The organism is Pseudomonas sp. GQ91 (assembly GCF_059758795.1).
This window is the reverse complement of sequence record NZ_JCAXED010000007.1, coordinates 267,143-289,339: the sequence shown is the minus strand read 5'-3', so window position 1 is coordinate 289,339 and position 22,197 is coordinate 267,143. Positions and strand designations below refer to the sequence as shown.

21 protein-coding genes are annotated in these 22,197 nt (G+C 60.3%); 5 read left to right on the top strand and 16 right to left on the bottom strand.

The window, feature by feature from the left end:
• Positions 1 to 44: 44 nt before the first annotated feature.
• A complete protein-coding gene (locus AC6CIA_RS13290) occupies positions 45 to 383 on the top strand; it encodes a histidine triad nucleotide-binding protein (protein WP_003194682.1) in 339 nt (112 codons plus the stop codon).
• 126 nt (positions 384 to 509) lie between these two features.
• Positions 510 to 1,157 carry a 2-polyprenyl-3-methyl-6-methoxy-1,4-benzoquinone monooxygenase gene (gene coq7, locus AC6CIA_RS13285; protein WP_339531952.1) on the top strand — a complete coding sequence of 216 codons (648 nt, stop codon included), beginning with the start codon at positions 510 to 512 and terminating at the stop codon, positions 1,155 to 1,157.
• Positions 1,158 to 1,369: 212 nt separating this feature from the next.
• Here coq7 and AC6CIA_RS13280 read toward each other — a convergent pair whose 3' ends face one another.
• The gene (locus AC6CIA_RS13280) at positions 1,370 to 1,792 is read right to left on the bottom strand and encodes an OsmC family protein (protein ID WP_498312591.1); all 423 of its coding nucleotides are present in this window, start codon (positions 1,790 to 1,792) and stop codon (positions 1,370 to 1,372) included.
• Between the two features lie 250 nt (positions 1,793 to 2,042).
• On the opposite strand from AC6CIA_RS13280, the gene crp reads away from it, so the two are divergent.
• Positions 2,043 to 2,687 (top strand): cAMP-activated global transcriptional regulator CRP, encoded by a 645-nt coding sequence (gene crp, locus AC6CIA_RS13275; protein ID WP_498312589.1) that lies wholly within the window; start codon positions 2,043 to 2,045, stop codon positions 2,685 to 2,687.
• Here crp and AC6CIA_RS13270 read toward each other — a convergent pair.
• The 4 genes from AC6CIA_RS13270 to AC6CIA_RS13255 are packed head-to-tail and all read right to left on the bottom strand — an operon-like array spanning position 2,684 to position 5,867.
• Positions 2,684 to 3,379, bottom strand: a complete 696-nt coding sequence (locus AC6CIA_RS13270; protein ID WP_498312587.1) for a lipoyl protein ligase domain-containing protein — start codon at positions 3,377 to 3,379, stop codon at positions 2,684 to 2,686. The genes crp and AC6CIA_RS13270 overlap by 4 nt on opposite strands.
• A 2-nt stretch (positions 3,380 to 3,381) precedes the next feature.
• On the bottom strand, positions 3,382 to 4,218 hold the full coding sequence (gene trpC, locus AC6CIA_RS13265; protein ID WP_498312585.1) for an indole-3-glycerol phosphate synthase TrpC: 837 nt from the start codon (positions 4,216 to 4,218) through the stop codon (positions 3,382 to 3,384).
• Complete coding sequence (gene trpD / locus AC6CIA_RS13260) at positions 4,215 to 5,264, bottom strand: anthranilate phosphoribosyltransferase (protein ID WP_339531957.1); 1,050 nt, start codon at positions 5,262 to 5,264, stop codon at positions 4,215 to 4,217. Before trpD ends, trpC begins: the two co-directional genes overlap by 4 nt.
• A gap of 9 nt (positions 5,265 to 5,273) precedes the next feature.
• Entirely contained in the window at positions 5,274 to 5,867 is a 594-nt protein-coding gene (locus tag AC6CIA_RS13255; RefSeq protein WP_498312583.1) for an aminodeoxychorismate/anthranilate synthase component II, read from the bottom strand.
• Between the two features lie 423 nt (positions 5,868 to 6,290).
• Here AC6CIA_RS13255 and estP point away from each other — a divergent pair, with 423 nt between their 5' ends.
• Entirely contained in the window at positions 6,291 to 8,231 is a 1,941-nt protein-coding gene (gene estP, locus AC6CIA_RS13250; protein WP_498312581.1) for an esterase EstP, read from the top strand.
• A gap of 59 nt (positions 8,232 to 8,290) precedes the next feature.
• On the opposite strand, the gene trpE is transcribed toward estP, so the two are convergent.
• The 10 genes from trpE to AC6CIA_RS13200 all read right to left on the bottom strand — a co-directional run bounded on the left by trpE (position 8,291) and on the right by AC6CIA_RS13200 (position 20,368).
• Entirely contained in the window at positions 8,291 to 9,772 is a 1,482-nt protein-coding gene (trpE, locus tag AC6CIA_RS13245; protein ID WP_498312579.1) for an anthranilate synthase component I, read from the bottom strand.
• 68 nt (positions 9,773 to 9,840) lie between these two features.
• Positions 9,841 to 10,659 carry a phosphoglycolate phosphatase gene (locus tag AC6CIA_RS13240; RefSeq protein ID WP_498312577.1) on the bottom strand — a complete coding sequence of 273 codons (819 nt, stop codon included), beginning with the start codon at positions 10,657 to 10,659 and terminating at the stop codon, positions 9,841 to 9,843.
• The gene (gene rpe / locus AC6CIA_RS13235; protein WP_498312575.1) at positions 10,656 to 11,330 is read right to left on the bottom strand and encodes a ribulose-phosphate 3-epimerase; all 675 of its coding nucleotides are present in this window, start codon (positions 11,328 to 11,330) and stop codon (positions 10,656 to 10,658) included. The genes AC6CIA_RS13240 and rpe overlap by 4 nt, the downstream gene beginning before the upstream one ends.
• A gap of 84 nt (positions 11,331 to 11,414) precedes the next feature.
• Positions 11,415 to 12,563, bottom strand: a complete 1,149-nt coding sequence (locus AC6CIA_RS13230; RefSeq protein ID WP_498312573.1) for an iron-containing alcohol dehydrogenase — start codon at positions 12,561 to 12,563, stop codon at positions 11,415 to 11,417.
• A gap of 84 nt (positions 12,564 to 12,647) precedes the next feature.
• A complete protein-coding gene (locus AC6CIA_RS13225) occupies positions 12,648 to 13,472 on the bottom strand; it encodes an ABC transporter permease (RefSeq protein WP_339531964.1) in 825 nt (274 codons plus the stop codon).
• Positions 13,473 to 13,484: 12 nt separating this feature from the next.
• A complete protein-coding gene (locus AC6CIA_RS13220) occupies positions 13,485 to 14,735 on the bottom strand; it encodes an ABC transporter permease (RefSeq protein WP_498312571.1) in 1,251 nt (416 codons plus the stop codon).
• Positions 14,736 to 14,900: 165 nt separating this feature from the next.
• Entirely contained in the window at positions 14,901 to 15,941 is a 1,041-nt protein-coding gene (locus tag AC6CIA_RS13215; RefSeq protein WP_498312569.1) for an ABC transporter substrate-binding protein, read from the bottom strand.
• Between the two features lie 46 nt (positions 15,942 to 15,987).
• Complete coding sequence (locus AC6CIA_RS13210) at positions 15,988 to 17,100, bottom strand: ABC transporter ATP-binding protein (RefSeq protein ID WP_339531967.1); 1,113 nt, start codon at positions 17,098 to 17,100, stop codon at positions 15,988 to 15,990.
• Between the two features lie 226 nt (positions 17,101 to 17,326).
• Entirely contained in the window at positions 17,327 to 17,956 is a 630-nt protein-coding gene (locus AC6CIA_RS13205; RefSeq protein WP_498312566.1) for a response regulator, read from the bottom strand.
• A gap of 15 nt (positions 17,957 to 17,971) precedes the next feature.
• Complete coding sequence (locus tag AC6CIA_RS13200) at positions 17,972 to 20,368, bottom strand: PAS domain-containing sensor histidine kinase (protein ID WP_498312564.1); 2,397 nt, start codon at positions 20,366 to 20,368, stop codon at positions 17,972 to 17,974.
• Between the two features lie 77 nt (positions 20,369 to 20,445).
• On the opposite strand from AC6CIA_RS13200, the gene AC6CIA_RS13195 reads away from it, so the two are divergent.
• Positions 20,446 to 21,423 carry an alpha/beta hydrolase family protein gene (locus AC6CIA_RS13195; protein WP_498312562.1) on the top strand — a complete coding sequence of 326 codons (978 nt, stop codon included), beginning with the start codon at positions 20,446 to 20,448 and terminating at the stop codon, positions 21,421 to 21,423.
• A 6-nt stretch (positions 21,424 to 21,429) separates the two neighbouring features.
• On the opposite strand, the gene AC6CIA_RS13190 is transcribed toward AC6CIA_RS13195, so the two are convergent.
• Complete coding sequence (locus AC6CIA_RS13190) at positions 21,430 to 22,197, bottom strand: DnaJ domain-containing protein (RefSeq protein ID WP_498312560.1); 768 nt, start codon at positions 22,195 to 22,197, stop codon at positions 21,430 to 21,432.

The window sequence follows — 22,197 nt, the reverse complement described above, 5'->3', positions numbered from 1 at the left end:
CATGCAGTACACTCACCCGGCACTTTCACTACGGAGAAACAGCTGTGGATACTCTGTTCACCAAGATCATCAACAGAGAAATACCTGCGAAGATCATCTACGAGGACGATCAGGTCCTGGCCTTCCACGATATCGCCCCACAGGCACCGGTACACTTTCTGGTTATCCCGAAGAAACCCATCCGCACACTCAACGACCTGACAGAGGACGACAAGGCCCTGGCGGGACATATTCTGTTCACCGCCCAACGCCTGGCCGTGGAACAGGGGTGCGAGAAGGGGTTCCGCGTTGTGATGAACTGCAACGAAGACGGCGGGCAAACCGTTTATCACATTCATATGCATGTACTGGGGCAACGCCAGATGAACTGGCCACCGGGCTGATACCCCGCCGTCTGCAGGCGCTACCTCGCCAGCGCCTGCAGAAAGCACGCACGATCCTGACCCAGCGCAAACGCGTGCCTCGCTCTTGCGGTAAACTGCTCGTCGAGATTTTTCCCGGAGGTCAGCATGACTACCCAGCGTCACTACTCGCCCATTGACCGTCTGTTGCTGCAAGCCGACACTGCCATGCGCACATTGCTGCCTTTCAGTGGCCAGCCGCAGCGTCCCTCGCCCGCCATCGTGCAGCCCGAAGCACAGATGAGCGAAACCGAGAGCCGTCATGTCGCCGGCCTCATGCGTATCAACCATACCGGCGAAGTGTGTGCTCAGGCGCTGTATCAGGGACAGGCCCTGACCGCCAAGCTGCCGCAGGTGCGCGCAGCCATGGAGCATGCCGCCGAGGAAGAAATCGATCATCTGGCGTGGTGTGAGCAACGTATCCGCCAATTGGGGAGCCACCCAAGCGTGTTGAACCCGCTGTTTTACGGTTTGTCATTTGGCATTGGAGCGGCTGCCGGACTGATCAGCGACAAGGTCAGCCTCGGTTTTGTCGCGGCGACTGAGCACCAGGTCTGCAAACACCTGAATGAACATCTGGAACAATTGCCGGCCGAAGACGAAAAATCCCGGGCGATTCTCGAACAGATGCGCACTGACGAAGAACTTCATGCCGAAAGCGCGCTGGATGCCGGTGGCTTGCGTTTTCCCGCACCGGTGAAATTCGGCATGAGCCTGATGGCCAAGGTCATGACCAAAAGCACTTACCGCATCTGAACGGCGAAAAAAACGGCGCTCAAGGCGCTAATGCCGATCAGTCAGCCCCCTGTAGGAGCGAGCTTGCTCGCGAAAACCGTCAACGTTAACGTGCATCCGGGATAACGCGGCGCTTGTAAGTTTTTCGCGAGCAAGCTCGCTCCTACAGATTGCTAATCTGATCGGCATTATGCGCTAAGAGCACCCTGTCTTTTTGCCTGAAAATCGTTCGATCAACCCAACTCAATGATCTCGTAGTCATGAGTAATGGCCACGCCGGCCGCCCCGAGCATGATCGAGGCCGAGCAATACTTTTCGGCCGACAACTCGATAGCACGCTTGACCTGGGCTTCCTTCAACGCCCGTCCCTTGACCACAAAATGCATATGGATCTTGGTAAACACCTTCGGATCTTCCGTGGCGCGCTCGGCTTCGAGAAAGGCTTCGCAACTTTCCACCGCCTGACGGGACTTCTTCAGGATGCTGACCACATCGAAATTGCTGCAACCGCCGACACCCAGCAGGAGCATTTCCATAGGCCGTACGCCCAGATTACGGCCACCGGCTTGCGGCGGGCCATCCATGACCACCACATGACCACTACCCGACTCACCGAGGAACATGGCGTCGCCCGCCCATTGGATGCGTGCCTTCATCGCCCAGACTCCACTGCTAAAAAAGGGTCGCCAGCTTAGCACAGGGCCTTGAAGCAGCAGTGTTTAGCCTGAAAACGATCATGCAACGGGATACAGAGGTAAATTCCCTGATCGTGTCAGAACGCGTCTGTTAAGCTGGCGCCAAATCAATGACGCATGGCCAGCTACTGCGCAGCAGTGTGTAACCGTTGATTGTGCTCGATAAAAATACAAGTCCTACCACACCCTGCCGTCTTTTCGGGATACAACCATGGTTGCCATTACTCCCACACTCAAGATCAAGAACCTCGACAAGCTCCTCATGCATTGTCAGCGCCGCCGCTATCCGGCCAAGCACAATATCATCTGCGCGGGTGAGCGCTCAGAGACTCTGTTCTTCATTATCAAGGGGTCTGTAACCATCCTGATTGAGGATGACGACGGTCGCGAAATGATCATCGCCTATCTCAATTCCGGTGATTTTTTTGGTGAGCTGGGGTTGTTTGAGCAAGCCGGGAGGGAACAGGAACGCAGTGCCTGGGTACGGGCCAAGATCGAGTGCGAAGTTGCCGAAATCAGCTACACCAAATTCCGCGAATTGGCTCAGCAAGATCCGGATATTCTGTATGCCTTGAGCGGTCAGATCGCCCAGCGCCTGCGTGACACTACTCGCAAGGTCGGCGACCTGGCGTTCTTCGACGTCACCGGACGCGTCGCCCGTTGTCTGCTAGAGCTGTGCAAGCAGCCGGACGCAATGACTCATCCGGACGGCATGCAAATCAAGATCACGCGTCAGGAAATCGGGCGTATTGTCGGCTGTTCCCGAGAGATGGTCGGACGGGTCCTCAAGGATCTGGAAGAACGCAACCTGGTTCACGTCAAAGGCAAGACCATGGTGGTGTTTGGTACGCGTTAAGACCCCAGGAAGCTTGCGAGCATTCGCCGGTACAAGGTATCGAGCCGGCCAATGGCGTCCGGTGCCGAGAAGGCTTCATGCAACGCGATATGACTTTCAGCACGCACCCGTTGCTCAAGACCGCACGCTTCATTGAAACGATTGACCGCCGCAATCAACTCGACGCGATCGTCATCCAACAATAGCGCGCCATGCACCAACCCTACCGGACGCCCACCACTCTGGCGCCAGCGCTGGGCAGTACCGACCATTTTGCGACCGTCGAGATTGACGTTGTAACGACCGTCGCAAAACGCACCGTCGATTTCTCCCACGGACGCATCGCCCCCCAACTCGATGAGCAAATCGCAGATTGGCTGGCACAGTCGCTGATACCCGGTTTCGATTCGCCCCTGGTCGCCCTCGCTGCGCGGCGGCGCGTAGACCAGCGCGATATTGACCGTGGCCGCCGACTGCGGCACTGGCTCGCCGCCGGTTTCCCGCAGCAAGACCGGCCAGCCGTGATCGGCGGAGACCTTACTGGCGGCGTCAAAAGCCGGAAGGCGGCTCAAGCGTCGGGGCATGACCAACGCCTGATCGCAAGGCTGCCAGAACAGCAGGCCAAAGGATTGTTCACCCGCACACACGGCGGCCAACAGATCCTGTTCGGCCTGCAAGCCGGCCTCGACCCTCATGGCGATGGGCTGGATCATGCTCAATCCAGCGTCGAACCACTCACCGGAACACCACGCTCCGGGAAGAACAGGCGCTGCAGTTCAGCGCCCGGATTCTCGGCACGCATAAAGGTTTCGCCCACCAGGAACGAGTAGACGCCGCTGATCTCCATCAGCTCTACATCAGCCCGATTGACGATCCCGCTTTCGGTGATCACCACTCGGTCGCGGGGTATGCGCGGCAACAGGTCCAGGGTGTTTTCGAGGCTTACTTCAAAGGTGTGCAGGTTGCGGTTATTGACGCCCACCAACGGTGTATCGAGGGTTTTCAGTGCACGCTCCAGTTCGTCACCGTCATGCACTTCGACCAACACATCCAACCCTACACCTTTAGCCACAGCCGCCAGTTCGGCCAGCTTCACGTCATCCAGCGCGGAGACGATCAGCAATACACAATCGGCGCCCAGCGCCCGCGCTTCGACGATCTGGTACGGATCGACCATGAAGTCCTTGCGAATCACCGGCAGCCGGCACGCGGCGCGCGCCTGCTGCAAGTAGAGATCGCAACCCTGGAAGTAATCGATATCGGTCAACACTGAAAGACAGGTCGCCCCGCCCTTCTCGTAGCTCTGGGCAATCTCGTCCGGCACGAAGTGCTCGCGAATCACACCCTTGCTTGGCGAAGCCTTTTTGATTTCAGCGATAACCGCCGGCTGCTTGAGTTTGGTCTGCGCAATCAGGGCGTTGGCAAAACCACGTGGCGCGTCGGCGCTTTTCGCCAACCCTTCCAGCTCCGCCAGGCTCACACGAGCACGGCGCTCGGCCACCTCTTCGGCCTTGCGCGCGAGGATTTTTTCCAGAACTGTCGGAACGCTCATCCTTCATTCTCCATCTTGAATACCGCGGTGAATGCTCCCAGCTCTTCGAGCTTTTCACGCGCCAGCCCGGTATGCAAAGCATCATGGGCCAAGGCGACGCCTTCCTTGAGACTATAAGCGTGATCTGCCGCATACAGTGCCGCGCCAGCATTCAGAATAATCATCTCCGCGGCTTTCTGACCATTTTCGGTCTTGCGACGCCCCAAGGCATCACGAATCAACTCAAGGGAAGCCGCCGGGCTTTCCACCGCCAACCCGTGCAGGCTCTGGCTCTTCATGCCCAGGTCTTCAGGCTCGACCCAATATTCAGTGACCTGATCATTTTTCAGCTCCGCCACGAAGGTCGGTGCCGCCAGGCTGAACTCGTCCAGGCCATCCTTGGAATGCACCACCAGCACGTGCTTACTGCCCAGGCGTTGCAGGACTTCAGCCAATGGACGACACAGCGCCTGACTGAACACACCCACTACTTGATGCTTCACACCGGCCGGATTCGTAAGCGGGCCGAGCATGTTGAACAGGGTGCGCAGGCCAAGTTCCTTGCGCGGGCCGGCCGCGTGTTTCATTGCGCCGTGATGGGACTGGGCGAACATGAAACCGATACCGACGCTATCGATGCAGCGTGCCACTTGCACAGGCGTCAGGTTCAGGTAGATCCCCGCCGCCTCCAGCAGATCGGCGCTGCCGCTTTTACCCGAGACGGCACGGTTACCGTGTTTGGCCACGGTGCAGCCGGCTGCCGCCACCACAAAGGAAGAGGCCGTGGACACGTTGAAAATATTCGCACCGTCGCCGCCGGTGCCAACCACATCGACCACGCCGTCGAGGGTGTTGAGTTCAACCTTATCCGCCAGTTCGCGCATCACCGACACCGCGCCGACGATCTCGTCGATGCTTTCGCTTTTCATGCGCATGGCCATCATAAAGGCGCCAATCTGCGCGTCGCTGCATTGACCGGTCATGATTTCACGCATGACGTCGCTCATTTCAGCGGTGCTCAGGTCCAGATGGCCGACGATACGGCTCAGGGCAGTCTTGATATCCATGGAAAGTCCTTAGCGCGTGCCGCCGCTTTGCTTGAGAAAATTAGCGAACAGCTCGTAGCCCTGCTCGGTCAGAATTGATTCAGGGTGAAACTGCACCCCTTCGACATTCAGTGTCTTGTGCCGCAGGCCCATGATCTCGTCGACCGAGCCATCCGCCAATTGGGTCCAGGCCGTCAACTCGAGGCATTCGGGCAAGGTTTCGCGCTTGACTACCAATGAATGGTAGCGGGTCACCGTCACCGGCAGATTCAGCCCGTGAAAAACCCCCTGATCATGGTGGAACACCGGGCTGGTCTTGCCATGCATCACCTGGCGGGCGCGCACCACGTCGCCGCCAAACGCCTGGCCGATGGATTGGTGCCCCAGGCACACGCCAAGAATCGGCAGCTTGCCAGCGAAGAATTTAATCGCTTCCAGAGAAATACCCGCTTCGGTCGGGGTACACGGGCCAGGAGAAACCACAATCCGCTCTGGATTCAGGGCGGCGATTTCGGCAACCGTCATTTCGTCGTTGCGCACCACTTTGACGTCGGCACCGAGCTCGCCCAGGTATTGCACGACGTTGTAGGTAAAGGAGTCGTAGTTATCAATCATCAGCAACATGCGGGTTAAAACCTCTTGAATTCACTGACTTCTAATGACGACCTTCCATGGATTACCCGCTGCCAGACGCACTTCCGGTTGCCGGGTTGGGCCGACAAGGGGCGTCAAACAAAAGGTGAAGAAGGTAAATCGGTACAGGTCCGGTCGAGCCGGCAAAGAAAACTCAGGCGCGCCAACGCCAACGGGCGTGTGCCTTGATTACTCGCATCAAGAGCTTGCTGATGATCAACACGGGGAGGGTCTCGTTCATACGTTCAGGCACAGTAACGTAGCCTCGTCAGCGGTGCAATATGGAGCAGCAAATACGGGGAAAACCTCGCCCGGGTTATTTGCCGTCGAAAGCGCTTTTGCGCTGAAGAAAAGCGCAAATACTTTGCTAAGGTTTTGGCTGCCTGTCCCCAAAATAATTAAATGGACGATTTCATGCTCAGACCACCGTTCTTTGTGCCGCTCGCCGGCTGCCTCCTGTCACTGGCCTGTAGCCAGGTGATTGCGGGACCGTCGCCCTATTCAACCATGGTGGTTTTCGGCGACAGCCTGGCCGATGCGGGCCAGTTTCCTGACGCTGCCGGCCCGGCAGGTGCCTCGCTGCGGTTTACCAACCGCACCGGCCCAACCTACCTGAGCAACGGGACAGAGCACTTTGCTCTGGTCTCCTCCACATTGCTGGGAGCGAAACTGGGGGTTGCCGCCAACGACCTCAACGCCTCCACCTCTGTGGTCCGCGCCGCCCAAGGCCTCCCGGACGGTAACAACTGGGCGGTGGGCGGTTACCGCACCGATAACATTCTTGATTCCATCACCTCGGTATCCAACACCGCGATTCCACCCGGTAACCCGGGGGCCGGCACCGTGCTGCGCAGTCGCCAGGGCTACCTGCCCGCCAATGGCGGACGGGCAGACCCCAATGCGCTGTATTTTCTTTCCGGCGGCGGCAATGATTTCCTCCAGGGGCGGGTCCAAAGCCCGGCGCAAGCGGTTGCCGCCGGTGCACGCCTGGCCGATAGCGCTCAAGTCCTGCAACAGGCCGGCGCACGCTACATCATGGTCTGGATGCTGCCCGACCTGGGCCTGACCCCAGCCATCAGCGGTACACCGACGCAAGCGGCGAGCAGCGCCTTGAGCAACGTGTTCAATCAGGCGCTGGTGCAGCGCCTGGCGCAGGTCGACGCCCAAGTCATCCCACTGAACATCCCGCTGTTGCTCAACGAAACCTTCGCCGACCCTGGCCGTTTTGGTCTTGCCACCGGACAGAATCTCACCGGCACCTGCTTCAGCGGCAATGGCTGCACCGCCAACCCCACCCATGGCATGGGTGGCACTGATCCGGATCCGAGCAAACTGATCTACAACGACTCGGTCCACCCCACCGAAGCCGGTCAACGCTTGATTGCCGACTATGCCTATTCACTGTTGGCCGCGCCTTGGGAAGTGACCCTGTTACCGGAAATGGCCCAGGGCACGCTGCGCGCCCATCAGGACGAACTGCGCAATCAATGGCAAGCCGACTCGGGCAACTGGCAAGCCGTGGGCCAGTGGCGCGCGATTGTCGCCGGCGGTGGCCAGCATCTGGATTTTGATGAGCAAAGCAGTGGCGCCAAGGGTGATGGCAGCGGCTACAACCTGAACATCGGTGGCAGCTACCGACTCAACGAAGCCTGGCGCGTCGGCGTCGCCGCGGGCTTCTACCGCCAAACCCTGGAAGCCGGCGCCAGCGATTCGGACTACAAACTCAATAGCTATATCGGCACCGCGTTTGCCCAGTATCAGCAAAACCACTGGTGGGCCGATGCGGCGTTGAGCGCTGGCAAACTGGACTTCGACAGCCTCAAGCGCAGGTTCGCCCTGGGCGTCAGTGAAGGTGCGGAGAAAGGCGACACCGACGGCTGGCTGTGGGCCTTGAGTGGTCGGGTCGGGTATGACATTGCCCAGCCGGGCAGTGAATGGCATCTGTCACCCTTCATCAGCGCCGATTACTCGCGGATCGAAGTCGAGGGTTACGCGGAAAAAGACAGCCGCTCCACCGCCCTGACGCTTGATGACCAACAACGTGACTCCAAGCGCCTTGGCGTGGGCCTGCAAGGACGTTATCGCCTCACGCCCCACACCCAGGTATTCGGCGAAGTGGCCCATGAGCATGAATTTGAAAACGATACCCAGCGGGTGAACATCGCCCTCAACAGCGTGCCGGGGATTGATTTCAAACTGGACGGGTATACGCCGCAGAGCAATTCGGATCGCCTGAGCCTGGGGGTCAGCCACAAGTTGACGCAGGAACTGGCGCTGACCGCCGCGTATAACCTGAGGAAGGATGACAGCCTGACCCAGCAAGGGGTCAGTGTCGGCGTGACACTGGACTTCTAGCCCAACCACTGACCAATGTGGGAGCAAGCCCGCTCCCACATTTTGACCTGCATTTAGTTTCAGTCCTGCGGCGTCTGCTCGGCCAACGCCACGGCCCGGAACATCGCACGGCGCTTGTTCAGGGTTTCTTCCCATTCCAGGACCGGCACCGAATCGGCAACAATCCCGCCGCCCGCCTGCACATGCAGCTCACCGTCCTTGATCACCGCCGTACGGATCGCGATCGCAGTGTCCATGTTGCCGTTCCAGGCGAAATAACCCACGGCGCCGCCGTAGACGCCACGCTTGACCGGCTCCAGCTCATCAATGATCTCCATCGCACGAATCTTCGGCGCGCCCGACAATGTGCCCGCCGGCAAAATCGCACGCAATGCATCCATCGCCGTCAGGCCAGCCTTCAACTCTCCGGTGACGTTAGACACGATGTGCATCACGTTGGAGTAACGCTCGATCACCATCTTCTCGGTGAGCTTCACCGAACCGATTTCCGAGACGCGCCCGGTGTCGTTGCGGCCCAGGTCAATCAGCATCAGGTGCTCGGCGATTTCCTTGTCATCGCTGAGCAAGTCTTCTTCCAGCGCCAGATCCGCTTCTTCGGTCGCGCCACGAGGGCGCGTGCCGGCAATCGGGCGTACGGTGATCAGGTTGTCTTCGACACGCACCAGGACTTCCGGCGAACTGCCCACCACGTGGAAGTCGCCAAAGTTGAAAAAGTACATGTACGGCGTCGGATTGAAACAGCGCAGCGCTCGATACAAGTCAATCGGCGCAGCCTTGAAATCGATGGACATGCGTTGCGACGGCACCACCTGCATGCAGTCACCGGCCAGGATGTATTCCTTGATGGTGTCGACGGCGCGCTCGTAATCATCCTGGGTAAAGCTGGAACGGAACACCGGGTCGGCGGCCGGCGGACGGCTGAGGTCCAGGCCGCGCCGCGGGGTGATCGGCTGGCGCAGCTTTTCCAGCAGGGCTTCGAGGCTGGCCTGGCCCTGCTCGAAAGCGTCCGGACGGGACGGATCCGCGAGCACAATCGCGTGCATCTTGCCGGCGAGGTTGTCGAACACCACGACCGCGTCGGACACCATCAACAGAATGTCCGGCACGCCCAGCGGATCGGGGTTCGGGCACTTACCCAGGCGCTGTTCCACATACCGCACACAGTCGTAGCCAAAGTAGCCGACAAGACCGCCATTGAAGCGCGGCAACCCGGCAATGGTCGGCACGTTATACCGAGCCTTGAAAGCCTCGACGAAGGCCAGCGGGTCTTCCACATCATGGCTTTCGATCTCGACGCCGTCGTGGCTGATGCTGACGTGATGGTCATAGACACGCAGCACCGTGCGGCACGGCAAGCCAATGATCGAGTAACGCCCCCACTTTTCGCCGCCCTGTACCGACTCCAGCAAATAGGAGTTCGGCTCGTCGGCCAGTTTCAGGTAGATCGACAGCGGTGTGTCGAAGTCGGCCAGGGTTTCGCAGGCCAGGGGAATACGGTTATAGCCGGCAGCGGCCAAACGCAGGAATTCTTCGCGGATCATGAGGTGCCTCGTGGCTTGAGGATCTGACAGTCAGGTATGCAAACGTGCCGCAGCGCGGCGAGGATCGGTCAGGCGCGCCAACGCCAGCGGGCCAGGGCCTTGATGACTTTCATCCAGAGTTTGCGAGTGACCACCACGATGGCATTTCCAGAAGGGGGAGGAACAGCGTCGGCCAACGTTATCTCAGCGCCCGTCGCCAAGCAACCGGGGATTAGCAGGCGCAGGTCATCAATCACCAACGCCGGCGACTCTTCGGCGATCGGCCGGCCATGGTTATAGCCGTAACTCAAGGCCACGCACTTCACACCCGCCGCCTTCGCTGCCAGCACATCAGTGCGTGAGTCACCGACAAACAGCGACTGGGACGCCGGGATATTGGCCATTTTCATCACGAAAAACAGCGCCGCCGGATCGGGCTTTTTCTGCGCCAAGGTGTCACCACCGATGATCCAGCGGAAATAACGACCGATTTTCATCTGATCCAGCAACGGCGCGACGAAACGCTCCGGCTTGTTGGTGATCAGGGCCATTTCCACGCCCTGCTTGTGCAGCCATTTGAGGGTGTCGCGCACGCCGGGATAGACCACGGTCAATTCGTGGCCACGTTCATAGGCTGCGTTGAACAACGCCAGGGCATGCTCGGCTTCGACCTCATCGACATGCTCGGCGTCCAGGCTATTGGCCAGGGCCCGGCGCACCAGCATCGGCGCACCGTTGCCGACCCAATTGCGCACCGACTCGATACCCGCCGGCGCACGCCCCAGCTTGAGCAGCATGTCATCCACCGCAGCGGCCAGATCCGGCACCGAGTCGATCAGGGTGCCGTCCAGGTCGAACATCACCAGCCGAGGCATTGTGCCTGGAAACAACTGCTCAAAACCGCTCATGGGCGTGCCAGCGCCAACTCTGCACGCATTTTGCCGATCACATCCTGGTAGTCCGGAGTGTTGAAGATCGCCGAACCTGCGACAAAGGTGTCGGCGCCAGCGGCAGCGATCTCACGGATGTTGTTGAGGTTGACGCCACCGTCGATCTCCAGGCGGATATCGCGGCCGCTGGCATCGATCAGCGCACGGGCTTCGCGCAGCTTGTCGAGCGTGCCCGGGATGAACTTCTGCCCGCCAAAACCTGGGTTGACGCTCATCAGCAGCACCATGTCTACCTTGTCCATCACGTACTTGAGCGTGTCCAGCGGGGTTGCCGGGTTGAACACCAGGCCGGCCTTGCAACCGCCTTCGCGGATCAGTTGCAGGGAACGGTCGACGTGCAGCGTGGCTTCCGGATGGAACGTGATATAGGTCGCACCGGCTTCAATGAAGTCACCGATGATGCGGTCTACCGGGCTGACCATCAGGTGCACATCGATAGGCGCGGTCACACCGTACTTGCGCAAGGCCGCGCAGACCATTGGGCCAATGGTCAGGTTCGGCACGTAGTGGTTGTCCATGACATCGAAGTGGACGAAATCGGCACCGGCGGCCAATACGCTGTCCACTTCCTCGCCCAGGCGGGCGAAGTCGGCGGAGAGGATCGATGGAGCAATAACGAAGGGCTGCATGACGCACCTTTTCTGAGCTAAATCACGATGGCGCGCATTGTATACCTCATGCTTTGTCGCGCGCACCGTGACCTGACTCAATGCCTAGTAGGCAGCGCGATAGATTTTCTCGATATCCGCCGCGCTGAGCTGGCGCGGATTGTTACGCATCAGGCGCTCAATACCCGCCGCCTCTACGGCCATGGCCGGAATGGCCTCTTCAGGAACGCCGAAACTGCGCAACCCCGAGGGGATTTCGACTGCGGCACACAGTCGCGCCATCGCCTCGACGGCCTGATCGGCGGCATCATTGACACTCAACCCGTGGAGATTGACGCCCATCGCCTGGGCGATGTCCTGCATGCGCTCGACACAGGCCAGCTTGTTCCACTGCATGACGTAGGGCAGCAGCAAGGCATTGCTGACGCCATGGGCGATATTGAAACGTCCGCCCAGCGGGTAGGCCAAGGCATGCACCGCGCCCACCCCGGCATTGCCGAAGGCCATGCCGGCCATCAGGCTGGCGGTGGCCATATCGTCACGCGCCTGCAGATTGACCGGGTTGGCGTACGCCTTGGGCAACGCATTGGCGATCAGTTTGATGGCGCCAATCGCCAGGGCGTCGGTAATCGGCGAGGCGTTAAGCGACAGGTAAGATTCGACGGCATGCACCAAGGCATCCACGCCGCTGGCGGCGGTCACGCTGCGGGGACAGGTCAAGGTCATTTGCGGGCTGATCAACGCGACATCCGGCAGCAGGAAGTCGCTGACGATGCCTTTCTTCAGTTGCGCGACCTTGTCCGAAAGAATCGCCACATTGGTGACTTCCGAACCGGTCCCGGCCGTGGTGGGAATGGCGATCAACGGCGGGCCTTTGCGCGGCACCTGATCAACCCCGAACAGATCCGCCAGCGCGCCGTGATAACCGGCATAGGCGGCGACACTCTTGGCAATATCGATGGCGCTGCCACCGCCCAGTCCGATCAGGCCGTCATGCCCACCCTCGCGGTAGACCTGCATACAGTCTTCGACTATCGCGATTTCCGGATCGGGCAGCACCCGATCGAAAATTTCGTAGCTGCGGTCACCCAACTGCGCCAGCGCCAACTGCACGGTGCCAGACTTGACCAATACCGCATCGGTGACAATCAGCGGGTTGTCCACATCCAGCCGCGTTAATTCGTCAGCCAATTGCTCGATGGCACCTGGGCCGGTGAGCAGTTTATGGGCAATCTTGAATGAGGAAGTACTCATGTGCGCGGCCTCTTATAAGTGGGGGGCTGGCACAAGAGTAACTCCGAATTCAGGGTTGTCTGCCATTCAGCGGCTGAATGGTCGTCAAACCGGTGCCGTACGCAATTTCTCGCTACGTCCGCGCAACCATTCCAGGGTCAGCAACAGCACCACCGAGAAGGCGATCAACAAGGTCGCCGCCGCGGCAATGGTCGGGCTGAGGTTTTCGCGAATGCCGCTGAACATCTGCCGAGGCAGGGTCGCCTGTTCCGGACCGGCGAGGAACAACGTCACGACCACCTCATCGAACGACGTGGCGAACGCGAACAAGGCCCCACTGATGACACCGGGCGCGATCAGCGGCAAGGTCACCCGGCGAAAAGCCGTCAACGGCGACGCCCCCAAGCTGGCCGCCGCCCGTACAAGGTTATAGTTGAAACCCTGCAATGTTGCCGACACCGTGATGATCACAAAGGGCACGCCGAGCACCGCGTGTACCACGATCAACGAAAAGAAACTGTTACCCAGCCCCAGCGGCGCGAAGAACAGATAACTCGCCACCCCGATAATCACCACCGGCACCACCATCGGCGAAATCACCAGCGCCATCACCAACGCCTTGCCGGGGAAATCGCCACGGGTCAGGCCGATCGCCGCCAGCGTGCCGAAGACCATCGCCAGCACCGTCGCCGCCGGGGCGACGATGATGCTGTTTTTCAAGGCACGCATCCATTCCGCCGACGCGAAGAAGTCCTGGTACCACTGCAGTGAAAAGCCCTGCAGCGGATACACCAGGAAACTCCCGGAGTTGAACGACAGTGGAATGATCACCAGCACCGGCAGGATCAGGAACAACAGGATCAGGCCGCACAGTATCCGCAGGCTGTAGTACCAGATCCGCTCTATGGGTGACATGTAAGCGCTCGTCATCTCAAGACTTCCTCAGCTCAGGCGCAGGCGGCTGGCGCCCACCAGCCAGTTGTAGATCAGGTACAGCACGACCGTGGCCAGCAGCAGCAAGCCGCCCAGCGCCGTGGCCATGCCCCAATTGATGCTGGTATTGGTGTAGAAGGCCACGAAATAGCTGACCATCTGGTCGTTCGGACTGCCCAGCAAGGCCGGGGTGATGTAGTAACCGATCGCCAGAATGAACACCAACAGGCAACCGGCACCGACACCGGCATAGGTCTGCGGGAAATACACGCGCCAGAAGCTGGCGAACGGGTGACACCCCAGGGAAATGGCCGCGCGCATGTAGGTGGGGGAAATACCCTTCATCACGCTGTAGATCGGCAAAATCATGAACGGCAGCAAGATATGCACCATGGAGATGTAGACCCCCATCCGGTTGAAGACCAGTTCCAGTGGCTTATCGATGATCCCCAGGCTCATCAGCGCACCGTTGATCAACCCGCCGGATTGCAACAGCACAATCCAGGCGGCCACACGCACCAGCACTGACGTCCAGAACGGCAGCAGCACCAGAATCATCAGCAGGTTGCTTTGCCGCGCAGGCAGGTTGGCCAACAAGTAAGCCAGCGGATAGGCCAGCAACAGGCAGCAGACCGTGATCACCAGGCCCATCCAGAACGTACGGACAAAGATGTCGAGGTAAATCGCCTGGTCCGGGGTCGCGGGTGCCACCTCACCGAGGTCGTCGATACGATGATCGACCGCGGCCAGCAGGTAGTAAGGCGTGAAGCTGCTGGTGTTACGCCGGATCGCCTGCCAGTACGCCGGGTCGCCCCAGCGCTCGTCGAAGTTTTCCAGCGCATCTTTATAGGAGGAGCCCGACGCTTCGCTGAACGGCAGCGCCCGGGCGGTTTTGGTCAGCAGGCTGCGATAACCCGCCAACTCCATGTTCAAGCGTTTGGACAAATCGCCCAGGGTCTGGTTTTTACGGGCTTGCGCCAAATCCTCGGTGATCGCCTGGTACACCGGTTCGCCAGGCAAGCCGCGACCATCCCAGGCCGTGACCGCGACCACGGTGCGCGGCAGGCCAGCCACCACTTCAGGGTTACCCACACTTTTGTAAAGCAGCGCAACAATCGGCACCAGGAACACCAGCAGCAAAAACACCACCAGCGGTGCAATCAATGCCTGGGCCTTCCAGCGGTTGAGCCGTTCGGCACGCGCCAGGCGCTGCTTCAAGTTGGGTGTGGTGACCTGGTTCGAGGGAACGGCAATGGCCATGGCAAACTCCGGTTCTACAACATGAATGCACTCTGCAAAACACAGCGGCTTCCCTGTGGGAGCGGGCTTGCTCGCGATGGCGGCGTGTCAGTTGACTTATGTATGACTGATACACCGCCATCGCGAGCAAGCCCGCTCCCACAATGGGTTATGCAGTGAGGCGTATTACTTGGCGGCCCAGGAATTGAAGCGCTGTTCCAGTTGCTCACCGTTGTCCGCCCAGAAACTGACGTCGATCTGCACCTGGTTGGCGATGTTTTCCGGCGTGGTCGGCATGTCCTTCAACACGTCCTTGGACAGCAACGGCACCGCCTGGGTGTTGGCCGGGCCGTAGGCGATGTTTTCCGAATAGGTCTTCTGCTGCTGTGGCGCCACCGAGAAGGCGATGAATTTCTTCGCCGCTTCTGCGCGGTCCTTGTCCAGGCCCATTGGAATAGCCCAGGCATCAAAGTCATAGATGCCGCCGTTCCACACCACTTTCAGGTTGCTTTCGTTTTGCACGGCAGCGATCCGGCCGTTATAGGCCGAACTCATGACCACGTCGCCCGAGGCCAGGTATTGCGGCGGCTGGGCGCCGGCTTCCCACCATTGAATCGACGGCTTGAGTTCGTCGAGCTTCTTGAAGGCACGATCCTGACCGTCTTTGCCGGCCAAGACCTTGTAAACGTCCTTGGGCGCCACGCCGTCTGCCATCAAGGCAAATTCCAGGGTGTACTTGGCGCCTTTGCGCAAGCCGCGCTTGCCGGGGAATTTCTTGGTATCCCAGAAATCCGCCCAACTGGTCGGCGCGGTCTTCAGCTTGTCAGCGTTGTAGGCCATGACGGTCGACCACACGAAGAAGCCTACGCCGCAGGGCTGGATTGCGCCCTTCACGTAATCCTCGGTCTTGCCGAACAACGCGGGGTCCAGCTCTTCGAACAGGCCTTCGTCACAGCCGCGGGACAGCTCCGGCGATTCGACCTCCACCAAATCCCAGGACACGCTCTTGGTGTCGACCATGGCTTTGACCTTGGCCATCTCACCGTTGTATTCCCCGGCGATGATCTTGCCGTTGCCCGCGCTTTCCCACGGCGTATAGAAGGCCTTGACCTGGGCGGCCTTGTTCGCGCCGCCGAACGACACCACCGTCAGGTCCTGAGCCGCCATGACCTGTGAAGCACCCGCCAGGCCGATGGCCAAAGCAGTCAATTTCAGGGATTTCAACATTTCTTGTTCTCTCCACGTGCAGGGTTGGATGAAGCCAAGGGGGCGATCAATTCGCCTCTAAAAGTGGGTCAAGCGCGCGAACGTGCTCGACTTGCCAGCCAATCGGTACCACATCGCCAACCGTCAACGTCGCGTCCAGCTCGGCGATCGGTTGTTTCACAAAAAAGTCGCCTTTACCGCAGACTTCCAGGCGCACCCGCACGTGGTCGCCCAAGTAGATAAACTCCGCCACCCGCCCGGAGAAGCGGTTGACACAATGCTCGCTGGTGCCATTGAGACTGACCCGTTCCGGGCGCACCGACAGGGTGACCGGGCCGCCGACCTGGCCGACATTCACCGCCAGCGCCTCGACCTTCTCGCCCCGCGCCAGCTCGACCACGCAACGCTCACCGGTGTGGCTGTGCAACCGGCCGTTGAGACGGTTGTTCTCACCGATAAAGTTGGCAACGAAGGTATTTTTCGGTTCTTCATACAAGGTGCGCGGCGCAGCGATCTGCTGGATCTCGCCTTGATGGAACACCGCGACACGATCAGACATGGTCAGCGCTTCACCCTGATCGTGGGTCACATAAACCACGGTCAGGCCCAGGCGCTGGTGCAGGTGCTTGATCTCCATCTGCATGTGTTCACGCAGTTGCTTGTCGAGGGCGCCAAGCGGTTCGTCCATCAGCACCAGCTGCGGCTCGAATACCAACGCCCGGGCTAGCGCCACCCGCTGTTGCTGGCCGCCCGAGAGTTGCGCCGGATAGCGTTGGGCAAAAGCGTCGAGCTGGACCATGTTCAGTACACGTTTGACGCGCTCGCTGATATCGGTCTTGCTCAGACCCCGCACCGACAGCGGGAAGGCCAGGTTTTCAGCCACCGTCATATGAGGGAACAACGCATAGTTCTGGAACACCATGCCGATATCACGCTTGTGCGGAGGCACGTTATTGATGGAGCGCCCGGACAGTTGGATCTCGCCGGCGGTCGGTGTTTCGAAACCGGCGAGCATCATCAGGCTAGTGGTCTTGCCCGAACCGGAAGGGCCCAGCAGGGTCAGGAATTCGCCTTTGCGAATCTCCAGGTTGAGGTCTTTGACGATCAGGTTCTCGCCGTCGTAGCTCTTCTGCACACCACGAAAGCTGACCAGCACATCATTTGAATCCACCTCGTTCATACCTGCACCTTTTTGTTTTGGACTGCTGTACAGCCAGCGTAGTCCAGGGGCAAGCCCCCCGGAAATCGGGGTGCAGGAGAGATTCACATCAGCTTGTTGGAAGGTTTGGGGTAGGGATCGCCCTACACGGATGGCGGGCATGGGACAGTGCAGTGGCAAGTTTCAAGCAACACGCTGCAAGCATGGGTCCGGCGGTGTGCGGGGGATGTCGCAAACAGATACGGTCCTACAGCAGTTTGTGCTCCATCGCGTACTTCACCAGTTCCGCCAGCGAGGTGATATTGAGTTTCTGCATCAGCCGTGCCTTGTGGGTACTGATGGTTTTGCTGCTCAGGGCCAGTTGCTGGGCAATCTCATTGACGTTGGCGCCCTGGGCCAACCGCTCGAATACCGAGAACTCGCGCTCCGACAACAATGAATGCAGGGGCCGCGCATCGGTGAGACCGACTTCAAAGACCATCCGGTCGGCCAGGTCCGGGTCGATATAGCGCCCACCCGCCGCCACTTTGCGGATAGCCGTCAACAACAGTGCGGGATCGCTGTCCTTGGTGGCATACCCGGCCGCGCCGACCTTTAGCGCACGGGCGGCCATTTGCGCTTCGTCGTGCATGGACAGCACCAGGATCGCCGGCGGATTGTTCAGCGCGCGAATCCGCGCAATCGCTTCCAGCCCGTTGACACCCGGCATCGAGATATCCAGCAATACCACCTCGCACGGCACATGCCTCAAGGCTTCCAGCAACTGCTCGCCGTTGCTCGCCTCCCCCACCACCAACAGGTCTTTGGCCAGGCCGATCAACTGCTTGATACCTTCACGGACGATGGTGTGGTCTTCGGCTACCAGTACACGAATCACGGGGTTTTCCTCTTTTTATAATGATGCATCCAACGGCACCGTCACACTCAGGATAGTGCCCTCCCCCGGTTCACTGTCGAGGGCCAACTGTCCGCCCATGATCAGCACCCGCTCGCGCATCCCCACCAGGCCAAACGACACCGGACGACCTGGCGCGGGCACAAAACCGACGCCGTCATCGCTGATGGTCAGCCGCAGATCATCGCCTTCCACCACCAGGGTCAGCTCGACAGTATGCGCCTGGGCATGCCGCATGACATTGGTCAGCGCTTCTTGCAGGATGCGAAACAACCCGATGGCTTTGGCATCGCTGAGCGCGGGCAGGTTATCCGGCACTTGAACCAGACAGGGAATCTGCGTGCGCGCCTCAAACCGTCGTGCCTGCCACTCAATGGCCGAGGCAATCCCGGCGTCGAGAATCGGCGGGCGCAATGCGGTGGCCACATCACGGACCAACTGGAACAGTTGGGCGATCAGGCGCTTCATACTGTTCAAGCGTTCGTGCAGGCCAGGGTCAAGTTGTGCATACGCCAGCTCACACATCGAGGTTTCCAGCTTGAGCACGGTGAGCATCTGCCCCAATTCGTCATGCACTTCACGCGCAATGCGCGCCTTCTCTTCTTCCCGCACGCTCTCCAGGTGGGCTGACAGCTCGCGCAATTGCGCACGAGAGGCGTCCAGCTCCAACTCGATACGCTTGCTTTCGCTGATGTCCCAGACAATCCCGTCCCACACCACCGAGCCATCCTCCTGACGGCGGGTGACGGCCTTGATATCCGCCCAACGCTGCTCACCGTGACGCGTCAGGATGCGCCCTTGCCACGACCAGTTGCTCTCCGTGTCGATCGCCTGGTCCTGGGTGCGGTGATAACTGGCGCGGTCGTCGGGATGCACCAGGCTGCGGATGCCCACGTCATGATGCCTGAGCACCGTCGGGGAATAGCCCACCAGACGCTCGCTGCCTTCGCTGATATAGGCAAATTCGATTGCGGCGCTTGAAGACGCGCGCTCCAGTCGGAATACCAGCCCCGGGACATTGGCCGCGATCCCTTGCAGACGCGCTTCACTCTCCTGCAGCGCCGCCAATGCCCGGCGCCGCTCGGTGACGTCATTGAGATAAACCACCAGGTATTCACCCCCGGCAAAGCGCAGGAAGCTCAGTGAGACATCCGTGGGCAATAGGCTGCCGTCTGCCCGCAGGCACTGCGTGGCGTAACTTTGCGGCCCGTCCTCACTGGCGCGGGCGCGCTTCCACAGGTTCAGCCAGCGGTCCATGCTCAGGTTGGGCTCGAACTCGACCAGCGGCCGTTCGATCAATGCACCGGGGGCATAACCGAGCATGTTTTCAGCAGCTACGTTGGCGTAGCGCACGTGACTGTCCCAATTGACCCAGAGGATTCCGACGGTGCTTTGATCAATCGAAAACTGCGTCAGGCGCAACGCTTCAGCGCCGGCAGCACGGGCCGCGCTTTCTTCCCGCGTGGCCAACAGTTCCTGCTCCAGGGCACGTTGATGGCGGCGCTGCCACGCGACAATCGCCGCGCAGCTCAGCAACAAAAGGCCCAGCAACAGACTCAGGTTTTGCCAGAACCCGGGAGATTGCGTCAGGCGCGGGTATTTGGGCTGCAACCAGCGCGCATGCAACTGATCCAGCTCACGCGCCGGGATTGCCTGCAGGGCGCTCTGCATGATGTCGGCCAACTGCGGCCAGTCGCGGCGGGTGGCCACTCGCAACAGTTGGGGCAAGCCGATATCACCGACCACCGCCAATCCGCCGAACTCAGGCTCGGCGGACAACCGGCTCAACTGCGCCTCGTCAATCACCGCGTAGCGCGCTTGCTGGCTCAACAACAACTGCAACGCCTCGCGCTCCCGCGGAACGCCTTGCAGGTTCAGGGCTGGGTAATTGCCGCGCAGGTAATCGGCCACGGTGCTGGGCATGCGCACGGCGACTCGAGACCGTCCGTCGAGGTTTTCCAGGTCCACCGTTCCACTGCCGTCGCGGACCCCGACAATCAGCTGGGGAATCCGCATATACGGGTCGGAAAATCGCCACAAGTGCAGGCCGTCCGGGGTTTGCAGCAGCCCAGGGGCCACATCCACCTCAGCGTTGCGCACGGCGGCGTCCAACTGCTCCTGATTAGCGAAGTGGCGCCAGATCAATTCAATATTCAGCGCCTTGGCCAGCGACTGTATCAACTCCACATTCGCCCCGGACAAATGCTGCAAGCGTCTGTCGTACTGCGCATAGGGCGCCTGCAATACCAGGCCGACCCGCAATTGCGGGTGTTCGGCCAACCACTCGCGCTGTTGCGGGCTGAGCACGGCCGGGGGCACGACAGACGCAGGCGCGCCCCCCACCATCAAGGGAAAGCACAGCCAGCCGATAATCAGCAGACAGCGAAAAATCATGATTCACATCTCACATCACTGACAAATACTGACCAACCCATTAGGCTGCCGGAACCACTTCTGGCCGGGAATCCACGATGCCGTTTCTTCACCGTTCGACACTGCCAGCATTGTGCCTGTCGTTACTCTTTACCAGCACCTTTTATGTCCAGGCCGCCGACACAGCACCGGTTGCCGCGGAAAAACCGCTGGAACGCCAGCCGCTGCCCGAACGCAGCCAGGAAGAAGCGCGCGCGCTCGAGCGGCAACTTCCGCAGCAGGAGCAGCAACAACTGCAGGCGGGGGATGATTCTTTCCTGGCACTCTGGAAACCGGCCAATAGCGCCGAAGCAGAAGGTGTGGTGATCATCGTCCCGGGAGCCGGGGAAACAGCGGACTGGCCTCAAGCAATCGGGCCGTTGCGGCAAAAATTGCCAGACGCCGCCTGGAGCAGCCTGAGCCTGACGCTGCCGGACCGAAGCCTGGACACGCTGCCTCCTCGAGTGATCGAAGCACCCGACGCCGCGGTGGATACCAGCGCCAAAGACGCCGATAACGCCGCGCCCAAACCCATAGAACAAGCCGCCAGTGCCGAAGCCGAAGGCACCGACCCGGCGGTGGTGGCCGGCGCCGATGAGCAAGACAAGACCGACGCCACGCGAATCTTCGCCCGCATCGATGCCGCCGTCGCCTACGCCCAGACCCAGAATGCCCGCAGTGTGGTGCTGCTTGGGCACGGTACAGGTGCCTGGTGGGCGGCCCGCTACCTGAGCGAAAAACAACCGAGCCAGGTGCAGAAATTCATCATGGTTGCGGCCCGGACGCCGGCGGGACGCATGCCGGACCTGCAACAGCTGGCACCGGCCCTGAAACTGCCCACGGCTGACTTTTTCTACCAGGACCATGCCCTGGCGCGCAAAAATGCCCGGGAGCGGGCCCAGGCCAGCAAACGCTTGAAGAATGACACGTATCAACAAGTGTCCTTGAATGCGTTTCCCGAAAACAGCCCGGCCGGGCAGGAACAGCTCTATCGACGGGTGCGCGGCTGGTTGAGCCCCCAAGACACTGGGAGCTGATCATCCCTAGCGCAAATCCCGCCGCTGCCGAATCAGCGCATACGCGCTATGCAGCTCACGGGTTCTCTCCGTCGCCTCGCGCACTTGCGCGGGGCTCGCGCCACTGCCGGCAACCTTGTCCGGGTGGTGGCGGCTGAGCAGCCGTCGATACGCCCGCTTGATGACCGCAGACTCCGTGGTGGCCGTCACGCCGAGGATCCGCAGCGCCTCCTGATAACTCCCGCCGCGGTTGGCCAGCGGTTTGCGCTCGGGCTCGTAGTCGTGAGCGAGTGCCTGGACTTGTTGCGGTGTCCAGCCCAGCCATTTGCCCCACAGCAAAATCAATTCGCGTTCGGCGGTGCTGGCTTTGCCATCGGCCCAGACCATACGCCAGCAAGCGCGCAACACGCCTTCCGCCGCATGGGGTTGAACCTTGAGCAGCCGCAGGTAACCACGCACCCGGTCCGATCCCGTCTTGCCGCGATTGAACGCGGCAATCGCCCGCCGCCGAGCCGCTTCGGACATCTCCAGAGCGCTCATTTCCACCCGCGCCTGCTGGATATGCCCATCCACTATCCGCCCATTGCTCTTGGCCAGGCGGCCCAACAAGACAAACAACAATTCGTCATTGCGCAGCGCCGGACGGCCGCCCAAGCGCTCACGCAATTGTGCCCAACTGTGCAGTTGCAAGCGCCGATCCAGCGCCTGGCCCAGCAGTGCGCCGAGCATGGCCCCGGGGATACTGGCAATGGCAAAGCCCGCCCCGGCGCCAATCAGAGTCCCTGGCCAGAGCAT